The following is a 12,306-nucleotide window of genomic DNA, read 5'->3' as shown; positions in this document are numbered from 1 at the left end:
CAGTGCGGACCGCCGCGGGTGGATCAGTCGGTCAGGGGCACGATCTCGCCTTCGACGAAATTCGCGAAGATGTAGTCTTCGGGCCCGAGCGCATCCTGATTGTCCGTCGTGAAGGGCATGTCGTAGGTCTTGATGACTCCCTCGACGCCCTCGATCTCATACATCGCCTGGCGGATCGCCGGTCCGTCGGTCGACCCGGCCTTTTCGATGGCCGCGGCCAGCAGCAGCGTCGCGTCGTAGGCATTGGCGATGCCGGTGGCGGGGGTCACGTCCGCCAGCGTCTCGATCTCGGGGAATTTCTCCTGCAACGCGACAAAGAGCGGATGCGCGGTGTCGGTGAAGAGGAAGGTCTGGATGAAATGGACCTTTTCGCCCGAGGGGCCGGCCAATTCGGTAAAGCGGCCGCCAGCGGGCCCCCAGTGCGACGCGATCGGCACGTCCCAGCCCATCCGGTCGAGCGATTTCACCACCTGCGCCGAGGGCGCAACGTTGGCGACGAGGAACAGCCCGTCTGCGCCGTTCTCCTTGAGCCGGGTGAGTTGCGGCACGACGTCGACGTCATTGCTTTCGAACTTCTCGATGCCGGCATGTTTCATGCCGCGCTTTTCCAGCGCCTTGGTCAGACCCTTTTCGTTCGATTCGCCCCAGGGGTTGTTGATGAGGATCATCCCCGGTTTCTGGCTGCCGTATTCGCTCACCAGGTATTCGGTGATCGCTTCGTCGACGAATTCATCCACAGCCGAGACGCGGAAGACATAGTTTTCCTCCGCGCCGTTCTGGGTGATCGGCGTGCCCGCGGCCCAGGGACCGATGAAGGGCACCTGCGCGTCATTGGCAAAGGGCACGATGGCCAGCGACACCGGCGTGTCGAGCCCGCCGATCATCGCCGCCACGCCTTCGCGCTGCACCAGTTCGCGGGCGGCGATCAGCCCCTTGCCGGGGTTGCTTTCGTCGTCGCGGCTGACCAGCTCGAGCTGGCGGCCCAGCACGCCGCCGTCGCCGTTGATCTTGTCGAGCGCGAGCGTGATGCCGCGGGTGATCGCCTCGCCGGATTTGGCCGACTGGCCGCTCAGCGCGGCGACGAGGCCGATCTTGATCGCGTCGTCCTGTGCGAGGGCGGGCAGGGCGGTACCAAGGGAGAGGGCCGCCGCACCGGCAAGCATCAGTCGGCGGGTCAGTGAAGGTCTCATGGGCATTCCGTGTCTCCGTGAGCAGGATGGGTGGATGCCTTTCAAAGGCGCGCCTCGCCCGCGACCTGTCAAACCGGCCAGCCCGAACAAGGCGCGATTTCTGTCATCGTCACCGCGTCTGCACAGAGAAGAGGCAGATTGCATGCAATTATTGTATTAATTTGTCGCATACATCTTCCCGCGCCGGGGATTTCCCGGCACATCTCGAATCATGCCAGCGAAGGAGAGCCAGATGCCCGACACCCTGCAGATCGACTATGACGCGCTGCCCGAAGAGGCGCGCATCGTGCACGACTTTCTTGAGGCGTCGATGACACCCGACCCCGACCGCGCCGCCACCTACATGGCCGAGGGCGTGGTCATCACCTTCACCGGCGGGCGCGTCTATCATCACCCGTCCGGGCCCACCGGTTTCAACGCCATGCGCTATAAGTGGGTGAAAAAGGACATGCGGCAGTTCGACGTGGCGCAGGGGGCCGAGGGCACGGTGGTCTATTCCACCGGCTATCTTTACGGCGAATGGCCCGACGGCACGCCATTCGAGGGCAACCGTTACGTCGACCGCTTCGTGGTCGAGAACGGCAAGATCGTGAAGATGGACGTGTGGAACGACAGCGCCGAGCGCATTCTCACCGCCCGCGGGATAGAGGCGTAAGCTTCAGCCATTCTGGCGCACCGGACTTGCGTAGGGTTCCAGCGCCTCGAGATGCGAGAAACTGTTGAATTCGGCGCCGTTGAACTGCGCCCGCGCGGCGACTTGGTCCAGATGTTCCCGCGCGATCTTCTGCGCGCGCAGCACATCGCCGGATTTCAGCGCTGCGACGATGTCGCGATGCTCCTGGATGCCGCAATGGGTCGAATGCGGGCGCGAGAATTGCGACAGGGTGAAGCCGCAGCGATAGCTGATCTCGTTGACGTAGCGGATCAGCACCGGGCTTTCGGTCAGCGCCGCCATCAGGATGTGAAACTCCGTCGCCAGCCGGATCGAGATCGGCGAAGGGCCGGACTGTGCCGCTTCTTCGCGTGCGATATGCGCCACCAGCGCCTCTTCCTGTGCGGCCGTGAGGCCTGAGGCCAGCCGCGCAATCACCAGGTCCTCGATCTGGGCGCGCAGTTCGAAGAGGTCGCGCGCTTCCTCCAGGCTGGGCTGCGCCACCGCCGCGCCGCGATTGGGGCGCAGCTCCACCAGCCCTTCGGCCGCCAGCTTCTCGAGCGCCTGCCGGATGATCGTGCGGCTGGCGCCGAAGCGTTCGCCCAGCGAATCCTCCGGCAACTTCATCCCCGGCAACAGCGCCCGTTCGAGGATGGCGGAGCGCATGGCGATGCAGATCAGCTCGGCACGGCTTTTCTGGGTCTTGGGCACAGGCATGGCGGGGCTCCGATGGTCACCGTCGCCTAGGATGTCACCCTCTGCGAGTGTTCTCAACACGATACGCTCCCGTCGGTTCAGGCGGCGGGGCCAGATGGAGTTTTTGGCCAGTCGAACCGCCGTCGAAGACGCCGTGCCGGCCCTGCACCGCGACAGCCGTACAGGGCTGCCGGGAACCTTTTCCGCTTCCCGTTGGTTAACATGCTGAAATCAAAGGAGTGCCCCAATGACCAAGACATATGCCATTGCCGCGGCTTTGATCTGTGCCGCAGCCGCATCCTGGGCCGCCACCGAAGTTCTGGTCGAAAACGAGCCGACCGTCATCGAAATTTCCGTCACGCAGGACAAGCTGGCCGAATGCCGGGAAACACTGCGCAACGTAGCGCAGGCTCCGACGGTCCATGACAACGGCACGCCGATGCTCTTCGATTACAGTGAAGACCTGCCGCAGGTGCGCTGCGTCGTCGAAGCCTGAGGAGGTTACGACGCCAGGTGCGCGTTGAAAAAGTCGATGGTGCGAGACCACGCCAATTCTGCGGCGGCCTCGTCGTAGCGGGGTGTGCTGTCGTTGTGGAAGCCGTGATTGACGCCTTCGTAGATATGCGCCGTATAGGTCTTGTTGTTGGCCTGTAATGTCTCCTCGTAGGCGGGCCAGCCTTCGTTTATCCGCTCGTCCAGCCCGGCGTAGTGCAGCAGCAGCGGCGCCTCGATCCGGGGCACATCCTCGGCGTCGGCCTGTCGCCCGTAAATCGGCCTGTCGCCCGTAAATCGGCCTGTCGCCCGTAAAATGGCACCGACGCTCCGAGTTCCGGATAAGCGACGGCAAGTGCATTGCAGACCCCACCGCCATAACAGAACCCGACACATCCGACACGACCGGTGCTGTCCTCGTGCGCGGCCATGAATTCGTAGGCGGCAAAAAAATCGTTCATCAGCTTTTCCGCATCGACGCTGCGCTGCAATTCGCGACCTTCCGCATCATTGCCCGGATAGCCGCCGACGGAGGTCAGCCCGTCCGGCGCCAGCGCCACGAAACCCGCCTTGGCAACGCGCCGAGCGACATCCTCGATATAGGGGTTGAGGCCGCGGTTCTCGTGGATCACCACAACAGCGGGGCGCCGTACGGTCATCTCGGCCGGCTTGACGAGGTATCCGCGCACCTCTCCATGGCCGTTGGGCGACGGATAGGTGATGTATTCCGGCAGGATGTCGGGATCGTTGAAGGATACCTGTTCGGCCAGCGCGTAATCCGGCGACATCATTCCGAGGATCGTTGCCGCGGTCAGGCCGCCCACTGCGAATTTTCCCGCACGGTCGAGGAATTCCCGCTTGGTGATCATGCCGTGCGCGTAATAGTCGTAAAGCTCGAGAAGCTCCGGCGCGAAGTCCTTCGCGGTCAGGCGGGTTTTTTGGGGTGTGCCGTCCATAAGTCTCTCCCTTCTGTGTGTGGCCCCGAGGGTGCCGGGCGCGGGATGGGCGAAGACTAGGATGCCCTTGCGGCACGACAAAGCAACAGGTGCGTGATGCAGACCGAATTCACGATCTCCACCCGCGGCGCGGGACTTTACGAATTCACCGGCCAAGTGGCCGATTGGGTCGCGCGGTCAGGGGCCGGAGCCGCACTGCTCACGCTTTTCGTGCGGCACACCTCGGCCAGCTTGCTGATCCAGGAAAACGCCGATCCGGAGGTACAGACGGACTTGCACGCCTATTTCGAACGGCTGGTGCCGCCCACGACGGACCCGTCGATGTCCTACCTGACCCACACCTACGAAGGCCCCGACGACATGCCCGCCCATATCAAGGCGGCGATGATGCCGGTGTCGCTCTCCATTCCGGTGACCGACGGCCGCATGGCGCTGGGCACGTGGCAGGGACTCTACCTTTTCGAACACCGCCGCGCGCCGCACGACAGGCGTATCGCGGCCCATCTGGGCTGAAATCCGTCGCGAACCGCCCGGATTTGCCCCCTCATCTTGCGGCGCAAAATCTGGACTACCCAAATTCTGGGCGAGGTCCTATAGTGGCTGTGGATAATTGGGGAGCAACCCCATTCCACGAGGCAGAGACATATTACAGTAGGATAGGGGGACGGCCCATGCGCTGCCCGTTTTGCGGAAACATAGATACCCAGGTCAAGGATTCGCGCCCCGCAGAAGACCATGTGAGCATCCGGCGCCGGCGCTTCTGCCCGGCCTGCGGGGGCCGCTTCACCACGTATGAACGCGTGCAGCTGCGCGACCTCGTGGTCATCAAGAGCAATGGCCGCCGCGAGGATTTCGACCGCGACAAGCTGGAACGCTCGATCCGCATTGCGCTGCAGAAACGTCCCATCGAACCCGAGCGCATGGACCAGATGATTTCCGGCATCGTGCGGCGGCTGGAGTCGATGGGCGAGACCGACATCCCCTCCAAGCAGATCGGCGAGATCGTGATGGAGGCCTTGGCGCGGATCGACACCGTGGCCTTCGTCCGCTTCGCCAGCGTTTACAAGAACTTCCAGGAGGCTGACGACTTCGACAAGTTCGTCAGCGAATTGCGCCCCGACGCCGTTCCGGAAAAGTGACCCGCGACGACGTCCGCCACATGGCCCATGCGCTGAGCCTGGGCCGCCGCGGCATGGGTCGGACCTGGCCCAACCCGTCCGTGGGCTGCGTCATCGTGAAGGACGGCCGCGTCGTCGGACGCGGCCATACGGCGCCCGGCGGGCGGCCGCACGCGGAACCGCAGGCGCTGGCCCAGGCCGGTGACGCGGCGCGTGGGGCGACCGCTTACGTCACGCTTGAACCCTGTTCGCACCACGGCCAGACCCCGCCCTGCACCGATGCGCTGATCGCCGCCGGAGTGGCGCGCGTCGTGGCGGCGGTCGAGGACAGCGACCCGCGCGTGTCGGGCGCGGGGTTCAAGGCCCTGCGGGATGCCGGGATTGCCGTCGACCTCGGGGTCTGCGCCGCCGAGGCGGCGCAAGATCACGCGGGTTTCTTCCTGCGCCAGGCCGAGGACCGGCCCTGGGTCACGCTCAAGCTCGCCTCCTCCTTCGACGGGCGCATCGCGACGGCCACCGGGGAAAGCCGCTGGATCACCGGCCCCGAGGCGCGGCGTCTGGTGCATGGCCAGCGCGCGCGCCATGACGCGGTGATGGTGGGGGCGGGCACCGCGCGGATCGACGACCCGTCGCTCACCGTGCGCGACTTCGGCGCGGTGGCGCAGCCGGTGCGGGTGGTGGTGTCACGCCTCATCGACCTGCCGCTGATGAGCCAGCTGGCCCGCACCGCGCGCGAGGTGCCGGTCTGGATCTGCCACGGCCCCGACGCCGCGCAGGAAACCCGTCAGGCCTGGGACGGTCTGGGTGCGCGGCTCTTTCCCTGCGCGCTGAGCGGTCGACAGGTGTCCGCGCGGGCCGTGTTGCAGGCGCTGGGTGCGGCGGGACTCACCCGCGTCTTCTGCGAGGGCGGCGGCACGCTGGCCGCGACGCTGCTGTCGGCGGGGCTGGTGGACGAGCTTGTGGGCTTTACCGCCGGCGTGGCGCTCGGCGCCGAAGGCCAGCCGTCGCTGGGGGCGATGGGGTTGGACCGGCTGCGGGATGCGCCGCGGTTCCGGTTGGCCGAAACACGCGCCGCCGGGGCTGACGTGATGCACCGCTGGTTGCGGGTCTGAGCGTCAGACCAGCCCCTGCCAGAGCGCCCCGAAGAAGGCCACGATGCCGCCCATCACGGCATAGCCCGCCGCCATGAACAGCCCGTCGCGGGTCAGCAGGCCGATGGCCAGAAGCGCCACGGCGAAGGCGCTGACCGAGGTGAACATCGGGATCAGCTCGAGGAAGGGCCAGGTGAGCGCCGTAAGGAAGATCGCCAGCGTCGCCGTGACCCGCATCGGCTTGATCGTCAGGAGCCCCAGCCGCCCGCGCGAATGGCGGTCGATCCAGGCGGCAGGCTTGCGCAGGAACGCATGCGCCTGCCGCATCCGCTCTGCGCCGACGCGGCGGCGCATCAGGATATCCGGCAGCCACAGATGCTCGCGGCGCAGGAGTTTCTGCGCGGTGATCAGCAGGATGATGAGCGCGCCGATGGTCGGCATCCCGGGAATCGCCGAGATCGGCGACACCAGCACCAGCGCCGGAATCAGGATCGCCGGGGCAAAGGAGGTGGTCCCGATCCGGGCCATCACGTCGCGCACAGACACCCATTCGTCGCCGTCGCGCGGCAGCAGCGCGTCGATCAGGCGGCTCAGGTCGATGGGGCCGGTCTCCGGGGTCACCGCCACCGCACGCCCCTCGTCGGGGATGTCACCCTGCAACATCGTCGTCCAGCAGCGCCCGCAGCCCGGCGCGGTAATCAGGATAAAGCAGCTCGACCCCGAGTTCGGTCTTGATCCGGTCGTTCGAGACGCGCTTGCTTTCCGAATAGAAACTGCGCGCCATCGGCGACATGTCGGCTTCGCGGAACGGCACCTCGGGCGGGATCGGCAGGTCCAGAAGCTCGGCCGCGTGGGCGATCACGTCCTGCGGCGGGGCCGGGTCGTCGTCGCAGACGTTGTAGACCGCGCCCGGATTCGGATGCGTGATCGAGGCCGCGAGCACCTGTGCGATGTCGTCGACGTGGATGCGGCTGAAGACCTGTCCCGGCTTGACGATCCGCCGCGCCGCGCCCGCGCGGACCTTGGCGAAAGGACCGCGGCCAGGACCGTAGATGCCCGCGAGGCGGAAGAAATGCACCGGCAGGTCGGGGATGGCGCCCCAGGCGGCCTCGGCCTCGACCCGGGCCTGGCCGCGGTCGGTGCCGGGATGCAGCGGCGTCGCCTCGTCAACCCAGTCGCCGTGGTGATCGCCGTAGACGCCGGTGGTCGACAAGTAGCCGACCCAGAAGAACTGCCGTGAGCGTTCGGCGATCTCATCGCCCAGCAGCGCCAGCGTCGGGTCGCCGGCGTCGTCGGGCCCGGCCGAGACCAGCAGGTCGGTGGCCTGCGCCAGCGCGTCCTCCAATGCGGATTTTTCCCACAGCACCGGAGTGACGCCGGTGGCTGCCAGCGCCTCGGCCTTGTCGGCGCTGCGGGTGGTGCCCAGCACACGCCAGCCCTGCGGCAGCAGCCGCCGCGCCAGCGCACGGGCCGAATAGCCATGTCCAAAAGAGAGCAATATGCGTTCCATGCCGTCTTAAGTGGCGCGCCAGAGGGGCGAATGCAAGGGCGGCGGGCAGCGTCGGACGTCGGGCAGCAATGCGCGGAAAGACACCGATGGCGACCGGAAGTGGCAAGGTTCTGCGCATGGCATTTTCGCGCGCTTGCCTGACGCCTTGTCCGTCGGGCATTGCGGAATCAGTGGACACATCTCATGGACAACCGATGCCCCATATGACCCGCCGCGCCGTTCTGACCGGTCTTGCCTTCAGCCTTGCCGCCTGTGCGCGGGGCGTTCCTCAGGAAAGCTTGAACTTCGCCGCGGTGCCAAAGGGTCCGCCGCTTTATCCCAACGAGACACCGGAGCTGAGGCAGCTGATCAACAAGTGGGCCGATCACTACGCCGTGCCGCGCCCGCTGGTGCATCGCCTGGCGATCCGCGAAAGCACACACCGCCCCTGGGCGCGCAACGGGCCCTACTACGGCCTGATGCAGATCCTGCCGGCCACGGCGCGCGGCATGGGCTTTCGCGGCAAGGACAGCGACCTGCTCGACCCGGACGTCAACCTGAAATACGCGGTGAAGTACCTGCGCGGCGCCTGGATGCTGGCCGACGGCAGTTTCGACACCGCGGTGAAGTGGTATTCGCGCGGCTACTACTACGAGGCCAAGCGGCGCGGGATGCTGTACGAAACCGGCCTGCGCACCTGATCCCGGCACCCCGGCGCCTGCCGCAATGGCAAGATGCGAGGGGCGCTGCCCCTCGCGCTCCCCGAGGTATTTGGAAACCGGAGAAGAGCGGGGTCAGGTCGCGTAGTCCGACCCTTCCGCATCGAGGATCGCCCTGAGTTCGGCCAGGTGGCGGACGTCCTGTTCGGGATAGGCTTCGAGCTCGGACGCGGTCTTTTCCGCGATCTCGTCGCTCAGGACCTTGAGCGGGCGGCCGGTCTGCAGCGCGCGGATATAGGTCTCGGCCGCGCGCTCGAAATAATAAAGCCGGTTGAAGGTGTCCGCGACGCTGTCGCCGATCACCATGACGCCGTGATTTCCCATCACCAGCACCTTCTGTTTCGGATCGGTGAAAAGCTGTGCGCAGCGCGCGCCTTCGTCCTCGAAGGCCAGCCCGCCGTAGTCGCGGTCATAGGCGATGCGGTTGAAGAAGGTGGCGCAGTTCTGGTCGATCGGCGGCAGGGTCGGGTCTTGGAGGCAGGCCAGCACGGTGGCGTGGATCGAATGCACATGCATGGCGCAGCGCGCATGGGCGCAGTGCCGGTGCAGTCCGCCGTGCAGGCCCCAGGCGGTCGGGTCGGGCGCGTCCGGGCCGGACAGCGCGTCGGGGTCGTTGGCATCCACCACGATCAGGTCGGACGCGCGGATGCGCGAGAAATGCATCTGGTTGGGGTTCATCAGGAATTTCGTGCCGTCGTCGTTCACCGACAGGGAGAAGTGGTTGGCCACCGCCTCGTGCATGTTCAGCCGCGCGGTCCAGCGGAAGGCGGCGGCGAGATCGACGCGTTCGGGCCAGAAGTCGATGTTGGGGCGGAACTGAACCTGAGACATGGGGGCTCCTGTCGCTGTCGCGGTGGCGCCAGCATAGGACGTCGGCAGCGCGGGGCCCAGAGGGCGTCAGCGGTCGAGCAGGGCGCAGAGGCGCGCCTCGGCGCGGCGCAGGCCGCGGATGTCCTCTGCCTGGGCCAGTGTCGCGCGCGCATCGGGATCGTCGGTGAGGTCGATCACCGCGGGATGAATATACGAGTTCCGGGCGATGGTCGGCGTGTTGTGCAGCCGCTCGGCGGCGGCTTCGGACAGGGCCTTGATCGTCGGTTTCTCGAGGCCGAGCGCCGCGTCGAGGGCGGCGACCGTGCCGTTCCAGGTACGGAAGGTCTTGGCGGTGATGCCGGCGGTCCCGGTCTGGTCGGCGAGAAAGGCATTCACGTCTCCTGCGGTGACCGCATGCGCCTCGCCGCGCGCGCAGGTCCACGAGATCAGCGTCGGCCCCGACAGGTCGTCGAGTTGCCCGAGCACGCGGTTCAGCGTGCGGTCGCGCAGCGCGCGGTCGATGCGTGCACCGCCCTTGCCGCGATAGCGCAGGCGGATCGTGTCGCCGTCGAGCCGCATGTGCCGCGGGCGCAGGGTCGAGGCGCCGAAGGTGTTGTTCTGCCGGGCATAGTCGGGACTGCCGATGCGCAGGGCCGCGCGGTCGAGAAGCGCCAGCAGTGCCGCGATGGCGAAATCCTTGTCGCCGGGATCGTGCTGCCGCAGGTCGCGCAGAATGCGCCGGCGCAGGCCGGGCAGGGCGGCACCGAAGGCGGGCAGGTCGGCGTATTTCGCCTGTGCCCTGAAGGCGGTCCAGTCCGGGTGGTAGCGGTACTGCTTGCGCTGGCGCGCGTCGCGGCCGGTGGCCTGCAGATAGCCCAAGGGTTCCGGCGAAATCCAGACGTCGCAATAGGCCGGCGGCACCGCCAGCGCGTTCAGCCGCTTGCGCTCGGCCTCGTCGTCGATGCGGGTGCCGTCCGGGGCCGTATAGCTCCAGCCGCGGCCCTGCCGCCGCCGGGTGATGCCGGGGCGGTCATCGGGGTAGTAGACGAAGTCGGGCACGGTTTGCATGGCGGGTGAACGCGGGCGCCGCAGGCGGGTTCCGGCGCGCATGCCTTGCGCCCATCACGGGTTGGTGTCACGGTGCCGCGACCATGCGCAAAGGGGGTGTCATGCAGGATCAGCTCAGCTTGGATATCGTGTCGCCGGACCTGCCCGGGCCGCGGATGTTCGACACGGCCCAGGCGGCGGTCGACCGGCTGATCGCGCTTTACGACGGCGCGGTGGCCTTCCTGTGCGAAAATTTCAACCGGGCCATGGCCGAGGGCCATCCCGGCGTGCGCTACCGGGCCTATTACCCGGAGATCCGGATCAACACGACGAGCTTTGCCAAGGTCGACAGCCGATTGAGTTTTGGCCATATCTCGGAACCCGGCACCCATGCCACGACCGTGACCCGGCCCGACCTTTTCGCAGACTACCTGCGCCAGCAGATCGGCCTTTTGATCGCCAACCATGGCGTGCCGGTGCAGATCGGCCTGTCGCAGACGCCGATGCCGGTGCATTTCGCCGTCGCCAACCGCGAGGGGGTGACCGTGCCGCAGGAGGGGGCCGCGGATTTCATCCTGCGCGATGTCTTCGATGTGCCGGACCTGAGCACCACCAACGACGACATCGTCAACGGTCTGGCCCAGCCCGCCGCCGACGGCGCGCTGCCGCTGGCGCCCTTCACCGCGCAGCGGGTGGATTATTCGCTGGCGCGGCTGGCGCATTACACGGCGACAGACCCCGAGCATTTCCAGAACCACGTGCTGTTCACCAACTACCAGTTCTACGTCAGCGAGTTCGAAGCCTATGCGCGGGTCATGCTGGCCGATCCCGACAGCGGCTACACGAGCTTTGTCAGCACGGACAACGTGGAGATCACCGGCCCGGACGAGGAGATCGCGCCGACGCTCAAGATGCCGCAGATGCCGACCTATCACCTCAAGCGCCGGAACGGTGCGGGGATCACGCTGGTCAACATCGGTGTGGGCCCTTCGAACGCCAAGACGGCGACGGACCACATCGCGGTGCTGCGCCCGCATGCCTGGCTGATGGTCGGCCATTGCGCAGGTCTGCGCAATTCGCAGAGCCTGGGGGATTTCGTGCTGGCCCATGCCTACCTGCGCGAGGACCGGGTGCTGGACGACGACCTGCCGGTCTGGGTGCCGATCCCGGCGCTGGCCGAGATGCAGATCGCGCTGGAGCAGGCCGTGGCGGACGAGACCCAGCTCGAGGGTTACGACCTCAAGCGGATCATGCGCACCGGCACCGTGGCCAGCGTCGACAACCGCAACTGGGAACTGCGTGACCAGCGCGGGCCGGTGCAGCGGCTGTCGCAGTCGCGCGCCGTGGCGCTCGACATGGAAAGCGCCACCATCGCGGCCAACGGTTTTCGCTTCCGGGTGCCTTATGGCACGCTGCTCTGTGTCTCCGACAAGCCCCTGCACGGCGAGCTGAAGCTGCCCGGCATGGCCTCGGACTTCTACAAGACGCAGGTGGCGCGGCACCTGATGATCGGCATCCGGGCCATGGAACGGCTGCGGGAAATGCCGCTGGAGCGCATTCACAGCAGGAAATTGCGTAGTTTTGAGGAAACAGCCTTCCTCTGACGCGCGGAAAAGCGGGAAAACCTGCCGATTTCCCTTGCAAAGACACACTAACGGTTGTGTTACATATCTACATCCGGTTTAGTGGACGGAATGAGGCCCAAGAGAGTGGGCAGAGAAGGAGACCATGAAATGGCGAAGCCGATGACCAAAACCCAGCTTGTGGCCGCTCTGGCCGACGAAATGGGCAGCGACAAGAAAACAGCAAGCGCGGCCCTGGATGCCGTGTGCGGTCTGATCACCAAGGAAGTGGCTGCCGGCGGCGCCGTGACCCTGCCCGGCGTGGGCAAGATCTACTGCCGCGAGCGCCCCGAGCGCATGGTGCGCAACCCCGCCACCGGCGAGCAGTTCAAGAAAGAGGCCGACAAGGTGGTCAAGATGACCATCGCCAAGGCGCTCAAGGACAGCGTGAACGGCTGATCCGCCGCTCTGCGAACGATTTGAA

16 protein-coding genes are annotated in these 12,306 nt (G+C 66.3%); 8 read left to right on the top strand and 8 right to left on the bottom strand.

The genetic code is table 11. The features are described 5' to 3' along the window. Window positions 1-23: 23 nt before the first annotated feature. Window positions 24-1,190: an ABC transporter substrate-binding protein gene (locus tag DU478_RS00515; RefSeq protein ID WP_114509304.1), complete on the bottom strand. Its 1,167-nt coding sequence runs from the start codon at window positions 1,188-1,190 to the stop codon at window positions 24-26. Window positions 1,191-1,422: 232 nt separating this feature from the next. Here DU478_RS00515 and DU478_RS00510 point away from each other — a divergent pair, with 232 nt between their 5' ends. Continuing rightward, window positions 1,423-1,845, top strand: coding sequence for a nuclear transport factor 2 family protein (locus DU478_RS00510; RefSeq protein WP_114508978.1), 423 nt, complete (start codon window positions 1,423-1,425; stop codon window positions 1,843-1,845). 3 nt (window positions 1,846-1,848) lie between these two features. Here the strand turns inward: DU478_RS00510 and DU478_RS00505 are convergent, their stop codons facing one another. After that, a complete protein-coding gene (locus DU478_RS00505) occupies window positions 1,849-2,559 on the bottom strand; it encodes a GntR family transcriptional regulator (protein ID WP_114508977.1) in 711 nt (236 codons plus the stop codon). Window positions 2,560-2,785: 226 nt separating this feature from the next. Here DU478_RS00505 and DU478_RS00500 point away from each other — a divergent pair, with 226 nt between their 5' ends. Further along, window positions 2,786-3,034, top strand: coding sequence for a hypothetical protein (locus DU478_RS00500; protein ID WP_114508976.1), 249 nt, complete (start codon window positions 2,786-2,788; stop codon window positions 3,032-3,034). Window positions 3,035-3,039: 5 nt separating this feature from the next. On the opposite strand, the gene DU478_RS23680 is transcribed toward DU478_RS00500, so the two are convergent. Together DU478_RS23680 and DU478_RS00495 are read right to left on the bottom strand one after the other, a co-directional pair. Next, window positions 3,040-3,279, bottom strand: coding sequence for a dienelactone hydrolase family protein (locus DU478_RS23680; RefSeq protein ID WP_407703138.1), 240 nt, complete (start codon window positions 3,277-3,279; stop codon window positions 3,040-3,042). Continuing rightward, complete coding sequence (locus DU478_RS00495) at window positions 3,222-3,986, bottom strand: dienelactone hydrolase family protein (RefSeq protein ID WP_407703137.1); 765 nt, start codon at window positions 3,984-3,986, stop codon at window positions 3,222-3,224. The genes DU478_RS23680 and DU478_RS00495 overlap by 58 nt, the downstream gene beginning before the upstream one ends. Before the next feature lie 96 nt (window positions 3,987-4,082). Here DU478_RS00495 and DU478_RS00490 point away from each other — a divergent pair, with 96 nt between their 5' ends. The 3 genes from DU478_RS00490 (at window position 4,083) to ribD (ending at window position 6,216) form a co-directional block, all read left to right on the top strand. Beyond that, entirely contained in the window at window positions 4,083-4,499 is a 417-nt protein-coding gene (locus tag DU478_RS00490; protein ID WP_114508975.1) for a secondary thiamine-phosphate synthase enzyme YjbQ, read from the top strand. A gap of 158 nt (window positions 4,500-4,657) precedes the next feature. Continuing rightward, complete coding sequence (gene nrdR / locus DU478_RS00485; protein WP_114508974.1) at window positions 4,658-5,125, top strand: transcriptional regulator NrdR; 468 nt, start codon at window positions 4,658-4,660, stop codon at window positions 5,123-5,125. After that, window positions 5,122-6,216 carry a bifunctional diaminohydroxyphosphoribosylaminopyrimidine deaminase/5-amino-6-(5-phosphoribosylamino)uracil reductase RibD gene (ribD, locus tag DU478_RS00480; RefSeq protein ID WP_325048082.1) on the top strand — a complete coding sequence of 365 codons (1,095 nt, stop codon included), beginning with the start codon at window positions 5,122-5,124 and terminating at the stop codon, window positions 6,214-6,216. The genes nrdR and ribD overlap by 4 nt, the downstream gene beginning before the upstream one ends. Window positions 6,217-6,219: 3 nt before the next feature. On the opposite strand, the gene DU478_RS00475 is transcribed toward ribD, so the two are convergent. Continuing rightward, entirely contained in the window at window positions 6,220-6,858 is a 639-nt protein-coding gene (locus DU478_RS00475) for an exopolysaccharide biosynthesis protein (protein WP_114508973.1), read from the bottom strand. Continuing rightward, the gene (locus DU478_RS00470; RefSeq protein ID WP_114508972.1) at window positions 6,845-7,705 is read right to left on the bottom strand and encodes an SDR family oxidoreductase; all 861 of its coding nucleotides are present in this window, start codon (window positions 7,703-7,705) and stop codon (window positions 6,845-6,847) included. The genes DU478_RS00475 and DU478_RS00470 overlap by 14 nt, the downstream gene beginning before the upstream one ends. A gap of 194 nt (window positions 7,706-7,899) precedes the next feature. Between DU478_RS00470 and DU478_RS00465 the strand changes: the two genes are divergently transcribed. Continuing rightward, window positions 7,900-8,385, top strand: coding sequence for a transglycosylase SLT domain-containing protein (locus DU478_RS00465; protein WP_407703136.1), 486 nt, complete (start codon window positions 7,900-7,902; stop codon window positions 8,383-8,385). A gap of 93 nt (window positions 8,386-8,478) precedes the next feature. Here DU478_RS00465 and DU478_RS00460 read toward each other — a convergent pair whose 3' ends face one another. Next, window positions 8,479-9,234 carry a class II aldolase and adducin N-terminal domain-containing protein gene (locus DU478_RS00460; RefSeq protein WP_114508970.1) on the bottom strand — a complete coding sequence of 252 codons (756 nt, stop codon included), beginning with the start codon at window positions 9,232-9,234 and terminating at the stop codon, window positions 8,479-8,481. Window positions 9,235-9,300: 66 nt separating this feature from the next. After that, a complete protein-coding gene (locus DU478_RS00455; protein WP_114508969.1) occupies window positions 9,301-10,281 on the bottom strand; it encodes a DNA topoisomerase IB in 981 nt (326 codons plus the stop codon). Window positions 10,282-10,436: 155 nt separating this feature from the next. Between DU478_RS00455 and DU478_RS00450 the strand changes: the two genes are divergently transcribed. Together DU478_RS00450 and DU478_RS00445 are read left to right on the top strand one after the other, a co-directional pair. Beyond that, window positions 10,437-11,864 (top strand): AMP nucleosidase, encoded by a 1,428-nt coding sequence (locus DU478_RS00450; RefSeq protein ID WP_407703141.1) that lies wholly within the window; start codon window positions 10,437-10,439, stop codon window positions 11,862-11,864. A gap of 129 nt (window positions 11,865-11,993) precedes the next feature. Beyond that, complete coding sequence (locus tag DU478_RS00445) at window positions 11,994-12,281, top strand: HU family DNA-binding protein (protein WP_114508967.1); 288 nt, start codon at window positions 11,994-11,996, stop codon at window positions 12,279-12,281. Window positions 12,282-12,306 lie beyond the last annotated feature (25 nt).

Origin of the sequence: Thalassococcus profundi (genome assembly GCF_003344785.1) — a bacterium.
Lineage (GTDB): Bacteria > Pseudomonadota > Alphaproteobacteria > Rhodobacterales > Rhodobacteraceae > Puniceibacterium > Puniceibacterium profundi.
The sequence above is the reverse complement of the archived record's forward strand: the minus strand, read 5'-3'. Positions and strand labels throughout refer to the sequence as shown.

Coding starts and splice junctions, on each gene's coding strand:
- DU478_RS00515 (WP_114509304.1), bottom strand. CDS start 1,190: ATGAGACCTTCACTGACCCGCCGACTGATGCTTGCCGGTGCGGCGGCC.
- DU478_RS00510 (WP_114508978.1), top strand. CDS start 1,423: ATGCCCGACACCCTGCAGATCGACTATGACGCGCTGCCCGAAGAGGCG.
- DU478_RS00505 (WP_114508977.1), bottom strand. CDS start 2,559: ATGCCTGTGCCCAAGACCCAGAAAAGCCGTGCCGAGCTGATCTGCATC.
- DU478_RS00500 (WP_114508976.1), top strand. CDS start 2,786: ATGACCAAGACATATGCCATTGCCGCGGCTTTGATCTGTGCCGCAGCC.
- DU478_RS00495 (WP_407703137.1), bottom strand. CDS start 3,986: ATGGACGGCACACCCCAAAAAACCCGCCTGACCGCGAAGGACTTCGCG.
- DU478_RS00490 (WP_114508975.1), top strand. CDS start 4,083: ATGCAGACCGAATTCACGATCTCCACCCGCGGCGCGGGACTTTACGAA.
- nrdR (WP_114508974.1), top strand. CDS start 4,658: ATGCGCTGCCCGTTTTGCGGAAACATAGATACCCAGGTCAAGGATTCG.
- DU478_RS00475 (WP_114508973.1), bottom strand. CDS start 6,858: ATGTTGCAGGGTGACATCCCCGACGAGGGGCGTGCGGTGGCGGTGACC.
- DU478_RS00470 (WP_114508972.1), bottom strand. CDS start 7,705: ATGGAACGCATATTGCTCTCTTTTGGACATGGCTATTCGGCCCGTGCG.
- DU478_RS00465 (WP_407703136.1), top strand. CDS start 7,900: ATGCCCCATATGACCCGCCGCGCCGTTCTGACCGGTCTTGCCTTCAGC.
- DU478_RS00460 (WP_114508970.1), bottom strand. CDS start 9,234: ATGTCTCAGGTTCAGTTCCGCCCCAACATCGACTTCTGGCCCGAACGC.
- DU478_RS00455 (WP_114508969.1), bottom strand. CDS start 10,281: ATGCAAACCGTGCCCGACTTCGTCTACTACCCCGATGACCGCCCCGGC.
- DU478_RS00450 (WP_407703141.1), top strand. CDS start 10,437: ATGTTCGACACGGCCCAGGCGGCGGTCGACCGGCTGATCGCGCTTTAC.
- DU478_RS00445 (WP_114508967.1), top strand. CDS start 11,994: ATGGCGAAGCCGATGACCAAAACCCAGCTTGTGGCCGCTCTGGCCGAC.